Annotated in this window: 14 protein-coding genes; 7 read left to right on the forward strand and 7 right to left on the reverse strand. The window is 63.3% G+C overall.

The annotated features are described in order from the left end of the window. Window positions 1–46 precede the first annotated feature (46 nt). Window positions 47–481, forward strand: coding sequence for a VOC family protein (locus tag AC3WTO_RS26920; RefSeq protein WP_492464029.1), 435 nt, complete (start codon window positions 47–49; stop codon window positions 479–481). A 32-nt stretch (window positions 482–513) separates the two neighbouring features. On the opposite strand, the gene AC3WTO_RS26925 is transcribed toward AC3WTO_RS26920, so the two are convergent. Then, window positions 514–1,623, reverse strand: coding sequence for an MFS transporter (locus tag AC3WTO_RS26925; RefSeq protein WP_492464028.1), 1,110 nt, complete (start codon window positions 1,621–1,623; stop codon window positions 514–516). A gap of 383 nt (window positions 1,624–2,006) precedes the next feature. Between AC3WTO_RS26925 and AC3WTO_RS26930 the strand changes: the two genes are divergently transcribed. Next, the gene (locus AC3WTO_RS26930; RefSeq protein WP_492464027.1) at window positions 2,007–3,557 is read left to right on the forward strand and encodes a TerC family protein; all 1,551 of its coding nucleotides are present in this window, start codon (window positions 2,007–2,009) and stop codon (window positions 3,555–3,557) included. Window positions 3,558–3,737: 180 nt separating this feature from the next. Beyond that, window positions 3,738–5,213, forward strand: a complete 1,476-nt coding sequence (locus AC3WTO_RS26935; RefSeq protein WP_492464026.1) for a SecDF P1 head subdomain-containing protein — start codon at window positions 3,738–3,740, stop codon at window positions 5,211–5,213. A 92-nt stretch (window positions 5,214–5,305) separates the two neighbouring features. Here the strand turns inward: AC3WTO_RS26935 and AC3WTO_RS26940 are convergent, their stop codons facing one another. From AC3WTO_RS26940 to mscL, 4 genes are all read right to left on the reverse strand, one after another. After that, the gene (locus tag AC3WTO_RS26940) at window positions 5,306–5,578 is read right to left on the reverse strand and encodes a hypothetical protein (RefSeq protein WP_492464025.1); all 273 of its coding nucleotides are present in this window, start codon (window positions 5,576–5,578) and stop codon (window positions 5,306–5,308) included. A gap of 206 nt (window positions 5,579–5,784) precedes the next feature. Next, window positions 5,785–6,876 (reverse strand): branched-chain amino acid aminotransferase, encoded by a 1,092-nt coding sequence (locus tag AC3WTO_RS26945; RefSeq protein WP_492464024.1) that lies wholly within the window; start codon window positions 6,874–6,876, stop codon window positions 5,785–5,787. A gap of 94 nt (window positions 6,877–6,970) precedes the next feature. Further along, window positions 6,971–8,137: a pyridoxal phosphate-dependent aminotransferase gene (locus tag AC3WTO_RS26950; RefSeq protein ID WP_492464023.1), complete on the reverse strand. Its 1,167-nt coding sequence runs from the start codon at window positions 8,135–8,137 to the stop codon at window positions 6,971–6,973. A 108-nt stretch (window positions 8,138–8,245) separates the two neighbouring features. Next, window positions 8,246–8,665 (reverse strand): large conductance mechanosensitive channel protein MscL, encoded by a 420-nt coding sequence (gene mscL / locus AC3WTO_RS26955; RefSeq protein WP_492464022.1) that lies wholly within the window; start codon window positions 8,663–8,665, stop codon window positions 8,246–8,248. Window positions 8,666–8,934: 269 nt separating this feature from the next. Here mscL and AC3WTO_RS26960 point away from each other — a divergent pair, with 269 nt between their 5' ends. After that, window positions 8,935–12,429 carry a PAS domain-containing hybrid sensor histidine kinase/response regulator gene (locus AC3WTO_RS26960; RefSeq protein ID WP_492464021.1) on the forward strand — a complete coding sequence of 1,165 codons (3,495 nt, stop codon included), beginning with the start codon at window positions 8,935–8,937 and terminating at the stop codon, window positions 12,427–12,429. Between the two features lie 3 nt (window positions 12,430–12,432). On the opposite strand, the gene AC3WTO_RS26965 is transcribed toward AC3WTO_RS26960, so the two are convergent. Then, on the reverse strand, window positions 12,433–13,089 hold the full coding sequence (locus AC3WTO_RS26965; protein ID WP_492464020.1) for a response regulator transcription factor: 657 nt from the start codon (window positions 13,087–13,089) through the stop codon (window positions 12,433–12,435). Window positions 13,090–13,266: 177 nt separating this feature from the next. On the opposite strand from AC3WTO_RS26965, the gene AC3WTO_RS26970 reads away from it, so the two are divergent. Next, window positions 13,267–13,776: a GNAT family N-acetyltransferase gene (locus AC3WTO_RS26970; protein ID WP_492464019.1), complete on the forward strand. Its 510-nt coding sequence runs from the start codon at window positions 13,267–13,269 to the stop codon at window positions 13,774–13,776. Window positions 13,777–13,820: 44 nt separating this feature from the next. Here AC3WTO_RS26970 and AC3WTO_RS26975 read toward each other — a convergent pair whose 3' ends face one another. Continuing rightward, a complete protein-coding gene (locus AC3WTO_RS26975) occupies window positions 13,821–14,252 on the reverse strand; it encodes a hypothetical protein (RefSeq protein ID WP_492464018.1) in 432 nt (143 codons plus the stop codon). Window positions 14,253–14,446: 194 nt separating this feature from the next. Here AC3WTO_RS26975 and AC3WTO_RS26980 point away from each other — a divergent pair, with 194 nt between their 5' ends. Beyond that, entirely contained in the window at window positions 14,447–14,797 is a 351-nt protein-coding gene (locus AC3WTO_RS26980; protein WP_492464017.1) for a DUF952 domain-containing protein, read from the forward strand. Beyond that, window positions 14,794–15,876, forward strand: coding sequence for a quinone-dependent dihydroorotate dehydrogenase (locus AC3WTO_RS26985; protein ID WP_492464016.1), 1,083 nt, complete (start codon window positions 14,794–14,796; stop codon window positions 15,874–15,876). Before AC3WTO_RS26980 ends, AC3WTO_RS26985 begins: the two co-directional genes overlap by 4 nt. The last annotated feature ends 147 nt before the right edge of the window (window positions 15,877–16,023 follow it).

A 16,023-nucleotide genomic window follows, 5' to 3' on the forward strand; every position in this document is an offset into this window, starting at 1 on the left:
CAGTTGGTATCACGTATGGTCGACCCGATCCAATGGAGACTTCCCGATGACAGTGAACACAGTCCCGCATCTCAACTTTCGCGGCTCAGCTCAAGAAGTGCTGGGCTTCTATCGATCCGTGTTCGACGGCGAGCTGACCGTCGTGACCTACGAAGCTGCGGGCAACATCCATGCCGAGGCCGAAGCCAGCCAGGTGATGTGGGGACAGGTCGTGGCCCGCAACGGCTTCGCCATCATGGCATATGATGTGCCGGGGCATTTGCCCTGGAATGCCGGCGATGGCGCCTTCTTCGTTTCGGTCCGAGGCAACGACGCGGAGGAGATCGCTACCTTCTGGGCAAGGCTCGCGGTCGGAGCAACGATCATCCAGCCACTGGCGGCTGCAGGCTGGTCGCCGCTCTATGGAATGCTCAGGGATCGCTACGGCATCACTTGGGTGCTCGATATCGCCGTCGCATACACCGCCGCGGAACCTGCTTGAGCAAGACGTCGACACGTCGAGCCTGAGCAGCCTCAACTGCCCGTGGCATAACTCCTGTTCGCCGCATTCTGGATGAAGGCGATGGCGAGTGGTGGCAGAAGAAAGCTCCACACAGCCAGCCAGGGCAACGAAATCAACGCCGCCTGCCCTCTGTCGCGGGCGCGATCGTTGAGAAGATCGCCGAGGGTCACCGTCAGGATCGGCAATCCAAACGGCGCAAAGATGGCAACCAGCGCCGCAGCGCGGGGCGTGAGCAGTCGTTGCGAAGCCTGCGCGCCCGCCAGTTCTCCGTGGATGCGGTAAACCCAGTAGGCAAGGTAGATGAGTGTACCCACTGCGGCACAGAGCAGCAGAAACGACAGGAGCAGGGCGAGCGGGCTGGTATTGCCGAACGTGGTGACCTGCAGAAAATGGGCGGCAAGTCCCACGAGCAGGAACAAGATCGGCGGAGCCAGCAGGATGGCTGCGACGCCAAGCGGCGATCTCTGCCTGGGAGGCAGTGGCTCGTGACGATGGCGTGGAGCTGCGCTGAAGTCGAGCGGTCGTGCCGGCAGCAGAACCAATGTTGCAAGGAACAGGCAGCCCAGCAGGAGCCAGACGATCAAGCCGTCTCCAATAAACGCATACAACAATCCCGCCCCCATCGGGGCAAAGCGCGACACCAGTATAGTCGCCGACATCAGGACGAAAACGCAGGCGAAGTCGAGTTTTCCCGGCCGCCCGCTCACCAGGATAATCGCGGTCGCGATCGGGAAAACGGCCCTAACCGTCCCGACCGCCAGTCCGAACAGAAACAGCAATACGGGCGATCCCCAGGCGACAGGCATCACCAAAAAACCGGCTGTGACAAGACCACAGACAAGGGCGGGCACAATCAAAGCCGTCCCACCCTGGCGCATTGCCACGATAAGCGACAGGAAGGCGCCGACAACCAGACCGAGGGTCGATCCCAGGAAGAATATCCCCACACCTTGGGGGTCAAGTCCGGTTTGCTGCAATGCCAGGGGGAAGAATGTGGTCAGCCCTTCCCCGCCAAAGGCCACGAAAAGCGAAGAGAAAAAGAGTGCCCAATAGCGGTAGGTACTCAGAAAATCCGCCGTCGTAAAACCGGACTTTGTTGAAGCGATCGAGGGGTTGCTCATTGCGGGTGCATTCTCTTCCTGAGGTCTCCGACAGGTTGCCACGTTTCCATGTCGACCGCACCTTTCCGGCGACCGGGCTTTCGAAGCCGGTGTGTTGCTGTTAGGGTGGCTTCGCAGAAATTACGTCCATGGAGCGTTTCCGTTTTTCGCGGAAACGCGGAAACGCAAAGTTACACACTCTTGCCAGACGACGGCGACAGTACCAGCGACAGTAGTGGTTCGGGCGACAGTAGTCCGGGCGACGGTCGACACCGAAGGCAGCTGGTTTCGCAATGCGGAACCAGCTGCCTCGGTCTAACCCATAATCCGCTACGCTTTGTTTCGACCTCCGGTGTTCCCGCCTGGGGCTTTCTGCGTTCACGCAACAACCCTTAGGACCAACAATGGAACTCCTCGCGGATCCAGCCATCTGGACCGGCCTCATCACCCTTGTCGTGCTCGAAATCGTGCTCGGTATCGACAATCTCGTCTTCATCGCGATCCTGGCCGACAAGCTGCCCGCGCATCAGCGCAACAGGGCGCGTGTGATCGGCCTGTCGCTCGCGTTGCTGATGCGCATCGCATTGCTGTTCTCGATCTCCTGGATCGTGACGCTGACGCAGCCCTTGTTCTCGATCGCCGCCTTCTCGTTCTCGGGCCGCGACATCATTCTCATCCTCGGCGGCGTCTTCCTGATCGCCAAGGGCACGCTCGAACTGCACGAGCGCCTGGAGGGCGACCACAGGCCGAAACAGGGCAAGGTGATCCAGGCCGTGTTCTGGCAGGTCATCGTGCAGATCGTGGTGCTCGATGCGGTGTTCTCGCTGGACAGCGTCATCACCGCCGTCGGCATGGTCGACGAGCTGTGGGTGATGATCGTGGCCGTCTGCGTGGCCATGGCCGTCATGATCGCTGCCTCGAAGCCCCTGATGGCGTTCGTGTCACGCCACCCGACCGTGGTCATCCTCTGCCTCGGCTTCCTTCTGATGATCGGTTTCAGCCTCGTCGTCGAAGGCTTCGGTTTCCACATCCCGAAGGGTTACCTCTATGCCGCGATCGGCTTCTCTGTCCTGATCGAGGCGGCCAACCAGCTTGGCCGCCACAACCGCGAGAAGGTCATCGGCAGCGGCGACCTGCGCGAGCGGACATCCGAGGCCGTGCTGCGCCTTCTTGGCGGCCGTGTCGGCGCGCAGCCGCTGGGCGAGATCGTCGACGTCATCGCAGAGCAGAGCAAGCAGGGAGAGCTGTTCAAGCCCGAGGAAAAGGAAATGATCCGCGGCGTGCTCGGCCTTGGCGAGCGCCCGGTCTCTTCGATCATGTCGCCGCGCAACGAACTGGAATGGCTGGATCTGAACCAAGATGCCGAGACCTTGCGGGCTGCCGTCCGCAAACTCACGCATGGCCGCGTCATCCTGGCCCGCGACAAGGTCGAGGACTTTGTCGGCGTGGCCGTGGCCGGGGAACTTTCCGGTGCATTGCTCGACGGCGGGCCGATCGACTGGGCACGCCTGACCCGGGAGCCGGTGGTCGTGCATGAAACCACTGACGTGCTCACCGTGATGGAGCAGTTGCGGCGCTCGCCGGTGCAGATGGCCATGGTCGTCGACGAGCACGGATCCCTCGAAGGCATCGCCACACCGACCGACATACTGGAAGCCATTGCCGGCGAATTTCCCGACATGGACGAGGAAGCGGCCATGCTCGAACGCCAGGACGACGGGTCATGGCTGGCCGACGGCTTCGTCGACATCCGCCAGCTCAGCAGCGCGATCGATCACGACCTGGTCGATGACGCGAACCGCTATGCCACGCTCGCCGGCTATGTCCTGACCGGGCTTGGCCACCTGCCGAAGGAGGGCGACGCGCTCGAGACCGAAGGCTGGCGCTTTGAAGTCGTCTCCCTCGACAAGCGCCGCATCGGAAGGGTGCGCATCAGGGCGCAGCAAGGGGAGTGATGGAGCACCGGAGATTGGGCCTCTTCCTTGCCCGGGATCGATGTTCTGGAGCGTTTCCGTTTTTCACGGAAACGTGGAAACGCTCTAAGTTTTGTTTTCGCCGCATTTTGTAACGCCAAGTGATTCCACTTGGCTACAAAATGCTCCAGGTTGCGAGTGAGGCGTTGAACGGAATGCGCAATGACAATTCTTACCACTGACAACCGCCACAGGTGTCCGCGGCCACTGATCCTACTGGCCCTGGCATTCGTGATCGCCACCGGAACGGCGTGGGCGGGTGAAAAAGTCACCATTCCCGGCTACAAGCCGGAGATCGGCAAGATTGCAACCTATCGTATCGAGAAGACAACCGAGACCGACATGTCGCTGTGGTTCGACAAGCCGGAAGCGGCTTCCATGGTGATGCGTGGGGATTTCCGCCAGCAGACCGCGGTGGTTTCGCGCGACGACAAGGGCATGCGGGTTCAATGGGCGCTGTCACCTGCGCTGCCGCCGGCGGCGCTGAGCACGGCCGACTCCTACGCGATGAACCCACAATATGCGAATTCGCTTGCCGCCTATGGCGTGCAGCTGCTGGAGCTGGAGACCGATCTGACAGGCTATCCGACAGCTTTGGTCGGAGCCGACCAGATCGTCGCCCGTATGGAAAGCCTTGTCGCAGCGTCCGGTCCAGGCGGCGCGACGGTGCCGGCCGACAGTGTCGCCAGCCAGATGGTTCAGGCGATCAAGGCCAACCCGCTCAAGGTCGTTGACGCGCTTATCCCCGAGGTCATCGCCCTCAGCCTGGGGCAGGCCTCGCAGGACGCCGTCAGCGAGATCGGCGGCACGTGGACCGCAAAGGGCGAGGAAAGCATCGGAGATGGCATCGTCCCCGTTACGTCGGCCTGGAAATTCGAGTCGACCGACAGCGCCAGGCGTACCGCCACATTCAGCGTGAAGCAGAGCTTCGACGCGGCCGCCTTGCAGGCAGCCACGAAAACGTCGACCGACAAGGCGATCACGGCATTCGGCGATCGTGCAAAGCAGCTGAGCGATGAACAGATGGCGCGGGTCCGGAGCGCGCAGAAATCCCGCGACCTCACCTTGATCGTATCGCTGCAGGACGGTGCGACCGTGGAAGCGCTGGACAGCGTGACCGTGGACACCGGTGGCATCAAACTCACCAACGTCACCCATATCTGGCGCGACGATCAATTGCCGGCGCTGCCCAAGCCGCCAGCCTGGGATGCCAAAAGCGTGTCGGCTCAGAGCGTCAGTCCGCTGGCTCCCACACAGCCTCTGGACCTGGACAAATATTCAGCCGCAAGCGGCAGCAGCAGTCCCACCGCGCCAGCCGAACCGCAAAAGGTCATCGCTCCTGTTTCGCTCAAGGTCGCCAAAGCCGAGACCACCAGGGACCCGCTTTACGGAGAGACTGTCGTCAGCGTCGTGCTGGCAGCGGACAGCGCCAAGGCCTTCGGCGACTTCACCACGGCAGCGATCGGACGGAAGACACAGCTTCTGGTCGGCGAAACCGTGATCCTGGAACCGGTCGTGCGTGAGCCGATCGTGGAAGGCAAGATCACGGTCAGCGGCTTCGATGCGACCACGGCCAAGGGACTGGCGGAACAATTGTCAGCCCCCGGCGCGACAATCACCGTCAGACTGGCACCCTGAAACTGGCGCGGTGAGATTGTCCCCGAAGCCGCCGGTGGCCTTGTTGAGAAAGGCAGCGATCCGGACGTCAGGGAGAAATCCTGCGCGATGGATCATGTGCTCCTGCGGCGCAGCATGAAAAAAGCCAATCCGCCGGCGATGAGACCGCTGATGGCCCATTTGTAGGGGAGCACGTCGGCGATCTCGCTGCGGATCGCGCGCACGGCGACGGTGCCCGGACGTGTCTCAACCGAACCGTTGCCGGCAGCGATCTGTTCCGGTGAGACCACCCATTCCGCGCCGGTTTTCTTGTCATAAGCCATGAAGCCTAAACCGACGACGAGCGCGACCACCAGAGCCACGACGATTCTTGGGAGGAATGGCATCTTGTCTGCTCCAACGCATTTTCGAAACGTTTCCGCTTCTCACGGGAACGCTTCAGTCCTTTGTTTTCAGGCTGGTTTTGGATCGCTGCTGACGCGACCGTAAGGCCATGAGCATTTTTGCAGCCAAGCGGAATCACTTGGAGTTACAAAAATGCGGCGAAAACAAAAGCTTATAGCGTTTCCGTGAAAACCGGAAACGCTCCGGGTCAGATGCTGCGCATCCAGCCGTGGTCGTCCTTGACGGTGCCGCGCTGCACGCCGACCAGCTTGGCGCGCAGCTGCGAGGTGACCTCACCGTCGCCGCTGTTGCCGATCGAGAACGAGCCCTCGCGGAACTTCACCGTGCCGATGCCGGCGATGACGGCGGCGGTACCGCAGGCGAACGCCTCGCGCAGCTTGCCGCTCTTGGCATCGGCCTGCCACTCGTCGAAGCCGTAGAGCCGCTCCTCGACCGTGTAGCCGGCCTCGGCAGCGAGCTTCATGATCGAAGCGCGGGTGATGCCGGGCAAGATGGTGCCGAGCGGCGGGGTGACGATGCGCTTGTCATCCATGACGAAGAAGACGTTCATGCCGCCGAGTTCTTCGATCCAGCGGCGCTCGGCCGCATCGAGGAAGACGACCTGGTCACAGCCATTGCGGGTGGCTTCGGCCTGGGCGACGAGGCTACCGGCATAGTTGCCGCCGCACTTGGCAGCACCGGTACCGCCGGGAGCCGCGCGGGTATAGTCGTCCGACACCCAGACGCTGACCGCCTTGTAGCCGCCCTTGAAATAGGCGCCGACCGGCGAGGCGATGACACAGAAGATGTATTCGGTGGCCGGGCGCACGCCGAGGAAGGCTTCGCTGGCGAACATGAAGGGGCGCAGATACAGGCTGCCGTCGCCTTCCGGCACCCAGGCGGCGTCGGTGCGCACCAGCGTCTCGACCGCTTCGATGAACAGGTCTTCCGGGATCGACGGCATTGCCATGCGCTCGGCCGAAAGGTTGAGGCGGCGGGCATTCTCCTCAGGACGAAAGAGTGCCAGCCCGTCCGGGGTGCGATAGGCCTTCATGCCCTCGAAGATTTCCTGGGCGTAGTGCAGCACGGCTGCCGCCGGATCGATGGCGAAGGGGGCGCGAGCGCGAACCTGTGCATCGTGCCAGCCGCGATCGACGCTCCAGGTGATGGTGACCATGTGGTCGGAGAACACCTTGCCGAAGCCGGGATTGGCCATCAGCGCGGCGCGCGCTTCCGGCGAAGTCGGCGAGGCATGCGGGATCAGTTCAATGCGCGGCTTTGCTGTCGTCTGGGCAGTCATCTGGCGTACTTTCCTCAAGCCTTCCGTCGGGAGCGGCAAATGTCGCCTGCTGAGAGGCACGTAATAATATTGCTCGTAACAATCTTGCGCGAAATTACAAGCGCCGCGTCCAGTCCGCGATGCGGGTTGCGGCTTCTTCAAGCTGGTCCAGGCGGCGCAGGAAGCACAATCTGAGAAATTTCTCGCCGCCAACGCCGAAGGCTGTGCCCGGCGCGAGGCCGACATTGGCATGGTCGACGATATCGAAGGCGGCGGCGCGGGAATCGCTCAGGCCGTCGACGGAAAAGAACAGATAGAAGGCGCCGGGCGGAACCGCGAAACGTATCTTGCCGGTGCGCCCGAGGATGTCACAGACAAGGTCGCGTGCCTGGCGCGCATGCGCGACCTGGCCGGCGACGAAAGCATCACCCTGGTCGAGGGCCGCCACCGCGCCACGCTGCATGAACTGCGCCACGCCCGAGGTCGAGTACTGGATCAGGTTCTCGAACACCTGCTGCAGCGAAGGGTGCGTCTTGATCCAGCCGACGCGCCAGCCCGTCATCGACCAGTTCTTCGAGAAGCTGTTGACGAAGAGGATACGATCATCGTCGCGCATGACGTCGATGAAGGATGGGGCACGGCCGCCATCATAGTGGAACAGCGCGTAGATCTCGTCGGCGATGATCCAGAGGCCCCTTGCCCTCGCCAGTTCGAGGATCGCCCGCAAGGTGTCGTGGTCGGCGGTCCAGCCGGTCGGGTTCGAGGGCGTGTTGACGAAGATCGCCCGCGTGCGCGGCGTGATGGAAGCCGCGATCTTCTCGACGTCGCAGGTCCAGCCATTATCGGTGAGGTCGAGCACCACCGGAACCGGCACCGCGCCGCTGATGCCGGCTGCCGCCGCAAAATTCGGCCAGGCCGGCGACAGATAGATCACCTCGTCGCCCTTGCCGGCGACGGCATCGAGCGCAAGCTGGATCGCATGCATGCCGGAACCGGTGAGGATGAATTCCTCCAGTGCGAAACTCCTGCCGAAATGACGCTCATAGTAGTGACTGAGCGCCTGCCGCACTTCCGGGATGCCCTTCTGCCAGGTGTAGAAGGTCTCGCCGTTGCTGAGCGCTCGGCTGGCGGCATCGGCAATAAAGGCAGGCGTAGGCTGATCGCCCTCGCCTGCCCAGAGCGGGATCATGCCGTCGCGGCCGCGGCCATGGTTCATGACGGCAACGATGCCGCTCTCAGGTGCGGCGCGCGCTTCCGCGCGCAAGGTCTCGAACATATCCATACGCAGGTTCCGTCTTGTATCGTCTCGAAGTGCTATCGCGTTTGAGATAGTCCGAAAACAGCAAAACCCGGCCGCAGGCGGCCGGGTTCTTGGTCCAGGAGACTGGATTTACTTCTTGGCGAGCAGGTCGCGGATTTCGGTGAGCAGCGCGACATCAGCCGGCGGTGCCGCCGGAGCCTCGGCTGCCTTCTGTGCAACCAGACGGTTGCGCATGTTGTTCACCATCTTGACCATAAGGAAGATAATGAAGGCGAGGATGATGAAATTCAAAAGCACGGTAATGAAATTGCCATAGGCGAATACGGCACCCTGCTTGCGCGCGTCAGCAAGATTGGTGGCCGTTACCGCGGATGAAAGCCCCAGGAAATAGTTCGAGAAGTCGACACCTCCGATGGCTCCAATCCAAGGCATGATGATGTCATTGACCAGCGAGTCGACGATCTTACTGAAGGCGGCGCCGATGATGACACCGACCGCCAGATCCATGACATTGCCTTTGGAGATGAACTCCTGAAATTCTTTCAGCATTTTGTCCTCCTTTTTCGTGGCGCCGCGCCACGACCCTCGGCAACCGGCCCCACTGCCGATTCGCGGAAACAATAACAAAAATGCATCACAGCACGAGCAAAAACGAAACGCAGGGTTGAGACGCCTGCGCGATCGTCCGCACCCAAGGTCGTAATGGACACACCGGCGAAGCTGTGGTTGCCTCGAAGCGATATCTTTTGTTTGTCGCATGATCTTTGTCCGAAAAGTCTGCAACTTTTCGGGATCATGCTCTGGGAGGAACATCCGGCGTGCAGGGCTGGTTCATCGTCATCATAGCGCTCGCCTATGTGACGCTGCTGTTTGCGGTCGCCAGCATCGGCGACCGGCGCGCCGCCGTGAGCGGTCCCGGCAGGCCACGGCCGCTGATCTTCGCGCTCAGCCTTGCCATCTACTGCACGTCCTGGACTTTCTTCGGCTCGGTCGGGCTGTCGTCCGAGCGCGGCTGGGAGTTCCTCGGCATCTATATCGGCCCGGTGCTGTTGTTCATGTTCGGCTATCCGCTGCTGTCGCGCATCGTGCGGCTGGCCAAGGCCGAAAAGATCACCTCGGTGGCCGACTTCCTGGGCGCCCGCTACGGCAAGAGCTTCACCGTGGCGGCCATCGCCACGCTGATCGCAACGGTTGGCGCCGTTCCCTACATCGCACTGCAATTGAAGGCGATTTCCGGCTCGGTCAGCCTGATGGTCGAGCACTATTCCGGCTCGCCGCCCTCCTTCGATCCCTTCGTTTCCGACATCTCGCTGATCGTGGCGATGCTGCTGGCCGTCTTTGCCGTGCTGTTCGGCACCCGCCACGCCGACGCCACCGAGCACCAGGATGGCCTCGTCCTGGCGGTCGCGGTGGAATCGGTGGTGAAGCTCGCGGCCTTTGTCGCCATCGGGCTGCTCGTCACCTTCCTGGTGTTCGGTGGCCCCGGCGACATGTTGGACAAACTCGCCGCCAATGCCCGGGTGCAGCAGGCGATGAGCTACCGCACCTCGCTCGCCACCTGGCTGGTGCTGACGGGTCTCAGCGCCTTCGCCATCGTCATGCTGCCGCGCCAGTTCTACGTGATGATCGTGGAGAACCGCAGCCAGCGCGAGCTGCGCACCGCGACCTGGGTGTTTCCGCTCTATCTGATCGCCATCAATCTGTTCGTGCTGCCGATCGCGCTGGCGGGCCTCACCGTCGTCGGCGATCGCACCTCGAGCGACCTCTACGTGCTGTCGCTGCCATTGCTCGGCGGTCATGACGCCCTGGCGATGGCTGCCTTCATCGGCGGACTTTCCGCTGCAACGGCGATGGTCATCGTGGAGAGCGTCGCGCTTGCCATCATGATCTCCAACGATCTCGTCATTCCGCTGTTCGTGCGCCGTGTGCTGAAGAACAGCGCCTCGGAAAACGAGGACTGGTCGACACTGATCCTCAATGTGCGGCGCGGCTCGATCTTCATCGTGTTGTTCATCGCCTTCCTCTACTACCGCGCCTCGACCGACAGCGCCCGCCTCTCCTCGATCGGCCTGATGTCGTTCGCGGCGATCGCACAGTTCGCCCCTGCCCTGATCGGCGGCCTGATCTGGCGCCGCGCCAATGGACGCGGAGCCGCGCTCGGCATGGTGGCCGGCATCGCGGTGTGGGCCTACACGCTGCTGTTTCCCTCGCTCGCCGCGCCCGACAATTACATCGTCACCCAGGGCCTGTTCGGCATCGAGGCGCTGCGGCCGCAGGCGCTGTTCGGCACGGCGGCCGAGCCGCTCAACCACGGCGTGATGTGGAGCCTGTCGATCAACGCGCTGTTCTTCCTGCTGGGCTCGCTGTCGCGCGTGTCGGTACCGCTGGAACGCATCCAGGCGGCGATCTTCGTGCCGCGCGACGCCAACCCGATGCCCAGCCTGCGCCGCTTCCGCACCGCCACGACGGTGAACGACCTCAAGGACACGATCGGCCGCTATCTCGGCGTCGAGCGCACCGAACGATCGTTCCAGAGCTTCGAGCGCGACAATGGCCTCACCTTGCACGGCAACGAACAGGCCAGCATGGAGGTGATCCGCTTTTCCGAACAACTGCTGGCGAGCGCCGTCGGCTCATCCTCGGCGCGGCTGGTGCTGTCGCTGCTGTTTCGCCGCAACGACCGCGAATCCAGGGATGCGTTCCGTCTGCTCGACGACGCCACCGAAGCGTTGCAGCACAATCGCGACCTGCTGCAGATCGCGCTCGACCAGATGGAGCAAGGCATCACGGTGTTCGACCGCGACTTCCGGCTGATCTGCTGGAACCGGCAATACCGAGCCTTGTTCGACCTGCCCGACGACATGGGCCAGGTCGGTGTCTCGCTCGACCAGATCCTCCGCCATCTCGCCGATCGCGGCGACATCTCGCCGGACACGCGGCTCGTCGTTCTCGACCGGCTGGCCAATTTCGTCAGTCCCTGGCAGCTCGAACTCAAGACCAGCGGCCGTACCCTGGAGCTGCGCTCCAACCCGATGCCGGATGGCGGGCTTGTCGCCACCTATGCCGATGTCTCGGCGCGCGTGGAATCCGACCTTGCGCTGAAGCGTGCCAACGAATCGCTGGAACAGCGCGTCAAGAGCCGTACCGCCGAGCTCACCCGCGTCAACGAGGAACTGGCGCAGGCACAGATGCTGGCCGAGGAAGCCAATCTCGGCAAGACACGCTTCCTGGCCGCCGCCGGCCACGACATCCTGCAGCCGCTCAACGCCGCCAGGCTCTATTGTGCCTCGCTGATCGAAAAGGCAGGTAAGGGTGTCGCTGGGCAAGCGGCGATGAACATCGAATCCTCGCTGGAATCGGTGGAGACCATCCTGGGCGCCGTGCTCGACATCTCGCGGCTCGATGCCGGCGCGATGAAACCGGAAGAGACGACATTCCGGCTCGACGGCCTGCTTCGCCAGATCGGCACCGACTTCAAGCCGCTGGCCGCTGAAAAGCAGCTGAAGCTGACCATCGTGCCGTCGTCGCTGTCGGTGACCACCGACCGCAACCTGCTGCGCCGGCTGATCCAGAACCTGGTTTCCAACGCCATCAAATACACCCGCAAGGGCCAGATCCTCGTCGGCGTGCGCCGGCGCGGCGAGCTGGCGGAAGTGCAGGTGATCGACACCGGCATCGGCATTGCCGGCGACAAGCTGAACACGGTGTTTCGCGAATTCACCCGGCTCGACGAGGGCGCGCGCGAAGCGCAGGGGCTTGGCCTCGGCCTCTCCATCGTCGACCGCATCGCCCGCGTGCTGCGGCTGGAGATCAGGCTGTTCTCGAACCAGGGCAAGGGCACCCGTTTCTCGATCGTGCTACCGGTGGCGGAGACCGCCGCAGCGGTGCCGGAGGCCAGGCCACGCGCGATCGCCCGCGCCGGCTCGACACTCTCCGGCCTGACGGTCGCCTGCATCGACAACGACGCCCGCATCCTGGAAGGCATGCGGCTTCTGATCGAAGGCTGGGGCTGCACGGTCACGACCTTCTCCGGTTCAGCCGATTTCCAGGCGCGCGCCGGAAGCGCACCGCAGCCCGACCTCATCCTTGCCGACTATCACCTTGACGGCGAGACCGGACTGGACGTCATCATCGGGCTGCGCCGGCACTATCGCGACGCGATACCGGCAGTGCTGGTGACGGCGGACCGGTCGGGCGAAGTCCGCACCGCCGCCGCCGAACTCGATGTTCCGGTGATCAACAAGCCGGTGAAGCCGGCAGCGTTGCGCACCATGATGGCGCGCGTGAAGCCGCTGGCGCCGGCGGCGGAGTAGGGTTCAACCGCCCTGTAGCGGATCGGTGCCGATCTTCGACAGCTGGATCACCGCCTGCGTGCGGCTGTCGACGTCGAGCTTCTGCAGGATCGCCGAGACATGCGCCTTGATCGTGGCTTCCGACACGCCGAGCTCATAGGCGATCTGCTTGTTGAGCAGGCCGGCGCCCAGCATGCCGAGCACCCGCGTCTGCTGCGGGGTCAATGTCTGCAGGCGCTTGATGAGGTCGGAGATTTCCGGATCGCGCTCGACGCCGAGATCGATGCCGGCGGGGGCGGCGATATCGCCGGCGAGCACGGCTTTCACCGCGTCGCGGATCTCCTCCATGCTGGCCGACTTGGAGATGAAGCCGGAAGCGCCGAGTTCGAGCGCACGGCGGATGGTGACGGGATCGTCATGCGCCGAGACCACCACCATCGGCACCGACGGATGGATGCCGCGCAACGCCACCAACCCCGACAGGCCGCTGGCCCCAGGCATCGACAGGTCGAGCAGCAGCAGATCGATGTCCTCATTGGCGGTCACCAGTGCCTTGACGCTGTCGAAGTCGCCGGCCTCGTGGATGGCGCCAACGTCACCGACGCCGGCAAGTGCCGCCTTGAGCGCGCCGCGAAACAAGGGGTGATCGTCAGCGATGACGAAGCTGTAGCCTGCCGGCAAATGGTCCTCCCCGATCCTTGTTTGACGCAGGATCAAGCGGGTCGGATTATGCGGGCGCGGCCGGCGTTTTCAAGCGGCAAAGACTCCGGCAACCGTTTTCCAACAGACATGCCGAGTGCAAACGGCGTAAGACTCCACGCAGGTGGCAGGCCGGACCGAAATGCCGAGGCAAAAAAAATGATCCTGGACGGAGTGGTCGAGACCCCGCGTCTGACGATCCGCCCATTCGAACCGTCGGACGCGGCCAGGCTGGTGTGTGTCTTTTCCGATCCGGAAGTCGCCCGCTATGTCGGGGACGGCGAGCCGCTGTCGTTCGAGGACGCACAGCTCTGGGTGACCAGGTCGGGCGAGAACCTGAAGCGCCATGGCTACGGAACGGGGGCGGTGATCGCCCGTTCGAGCGGGCAGTTGATCGGCTGGGCCGGGTTTGCGCGGCCGCAAGACGGTCCCGAGCAGATCATCTACGGCCTCACCGTCGCCAACTGGCGGCAAGGCTTCGGCGATGAGATTGTCGCGGCGCTCATCGACATCGCCGACAGACGCGGCATCGAGACCGTGCTGGCAACGGTCGACCGGGCCAACATCAAATCAATCCGCCTGCTGGAAAAACACGGCTTTCGCCTGCGCGACGCCAGCCATGACGGCGACCCCACGGTGCATCTCTATGGACGCGACCGCGCCGGATAGAGCAATTCCAGCAAAGTCGCCGGAAATGCTCTGGAATACCCGGATCAGGTCTTCTGCAGGTTCGGCTTGGCTTGGTCGGTTTCCTTGTCCATGTCCTTGACGATGCCCATGAAGCCGCGCACGAAACGCTCCATATAGCCCATCGTCTTGTTGAACTCCTCTTCGCTCGGCAGCTTGGATTCCAGCCGCGCCGTCAGCGAATTCTCGAGCTTGCCTACGCGCTCCTCCAGCGACTTGACCGAGCCCTGCAAGCGATCGATGTCGTCCTGGAAAGCGGTGCGCTCGTCGGCAGCAACACGGCACACCAATTGGCCGTCGCGTTCGTTGCAGATCGACATCGCGCCGGTCTGCGTGTCCATGCGCACGTAACCGTCATTGGTCTTTTCCAGCTTGTAGCGGCTGGCGTCCTCGGCGAATGCGGGAGCCGCCAGCAGGCCGGCCAATGCGGCGGGAACGATCAGCCTGTCGATACGCATGGTGTTCTCCTTCAGCCGTTTTGCGCAGTATGGCCGCGCTTTGCGCCGGAATTACGGAAAGCACGCAATGCGTTCTTCCCGTGGGCGCCGGAATTACGGAAAGCACGCAATGCGTTCTTCCCGTGAGCGCCGGAATTGCGGAAAGCGCGTTTCGCGCCCTTTCCCGTTCGCCACAATCCGACTATAGCGCTGCCATGTCACGATTTATCTACAAGATCGCGCCGCAGTCGCTGTGGCAGGAAGCCGAAGCCGCGGGCCGTTTCACCGGGGCCCCGGTCGACCTCGCCGACGGCTACATCCATTTCTCGACCGGCGCCCAGGTCAAGGAAACGGCAGCCCGCTATTTCGCCGGTCTCGACGACCTGGTGCTGGTGGCGCTCGATGAAGCCAGGCTCGGACCGGCGCTGAAATACGAGGTCTCGCGTGGTGGCGACCTGTTCCCGCACCTCTATGCCGAGTTCACGCTTGATGCTGTCGCCTGGGTGAAACCGCTGCCGCTCGGCGCCGACGGCAGCCATGTCTTCCCGCCGCTGGAGGCTGAATGAGCCTGATCGACCGCATCGGCCAGCAGGTCCTGTTCAGCTTCGATCCGGAGACCGCGCACGGACTGTCGATCACCGCCCTGCGCTGCGGCGTTCCGGTCGCTTCACGCGTTCCGCGCGATTCCCGTCTCAATGTCCGCCTGTGCGGCCTCGACTTCCCGAACCCGCTCGGCATGGCGGCAGGCTATGACAAGAACGCCGAGGTGCCGGACGCGCTGCTTGGCCTCGGCTTCGGTTTCGCCGAGGTCGGCACGGTGACGCCGCTGCCGCAGGCTGGCAACCCGAAGCCGCGCATCTTCCGCCTGACCCGCGACGAGGCGGTGATCAACCGGTTGGGTTTCAACAATGAAGGCCATGAGGCCGCCGAAAGGCGCCTGATGGCGCGCCGGGGCCGCAGCGGCATCGTCGGCGTCAACATCGGCGCCAACAAGGACAGCGCCGACCGCAGCGGCGACTATGAAAAAGGCGTCGCGCGGTTCGCCGCGCTGGCTTCCTATCTCACCGTCAACATTTCCTCGCCGAACACGCCGGGCCTGCGCAACATGCAGGCGCGCGAGCAGTTGGGCGAATTGCTGTCGCGCGTCATGGCGGCGCGCGGCAAGGCGACACGCCAGCCGCCGGTGTTCCTGAAGATCGCGCCCGATCTGGTCGAGGCCGAGCTCGAGGACATTGCCGCCGAAGTCACCGAAAAGGCGGTGGACGGCATCATCGTCTCCAACACGACGATCGCGCGCCCGGCGCTGAACAGTGCTGCGCATGCCGGCGAGACCGGCGGGCTTTCCGGCAAGCCGCTGTTCGAACGCTCGACGGCGGTGCTGGCCAGGATGCGCAAGCTGCTTGGTCCGGACCGCGCCATAATAGGCGTCGGCGGCGTCGACTCGGCGGAAACCGCACTCGCCAAGATCCGCGCCGGCGCCGACCTCGTCCAACTCTACACCGGCATGATCTATGCCGGCCCGTCGCTGCCGGGACGCATCGTCAGCGGCATGCTGCGCGCCGTGGAAAAGGATGGGCTGAAATCCATCCGCGACCTGCGCGACAGTGGGTTGGATGAGTGGCTGAAGAAGGGATTGGGGGAATAGGCAGTCGGCAGTCGGCAGTCGGCAGTCGGCAGTCGAGAAAAGCACGACAAGACGCTGTTTGGAACACCAGAACCCAGCGCTGCGACGAAGACACCCCTACTGCCTACTGCCTACTGCCTACTGCCTACTGCCTACTGCCTACTGCCT

The sequence above is a fragment of the Mesorhizobium sp. EU05-FHT14A09 genome, from assembly GCF_058790995.1.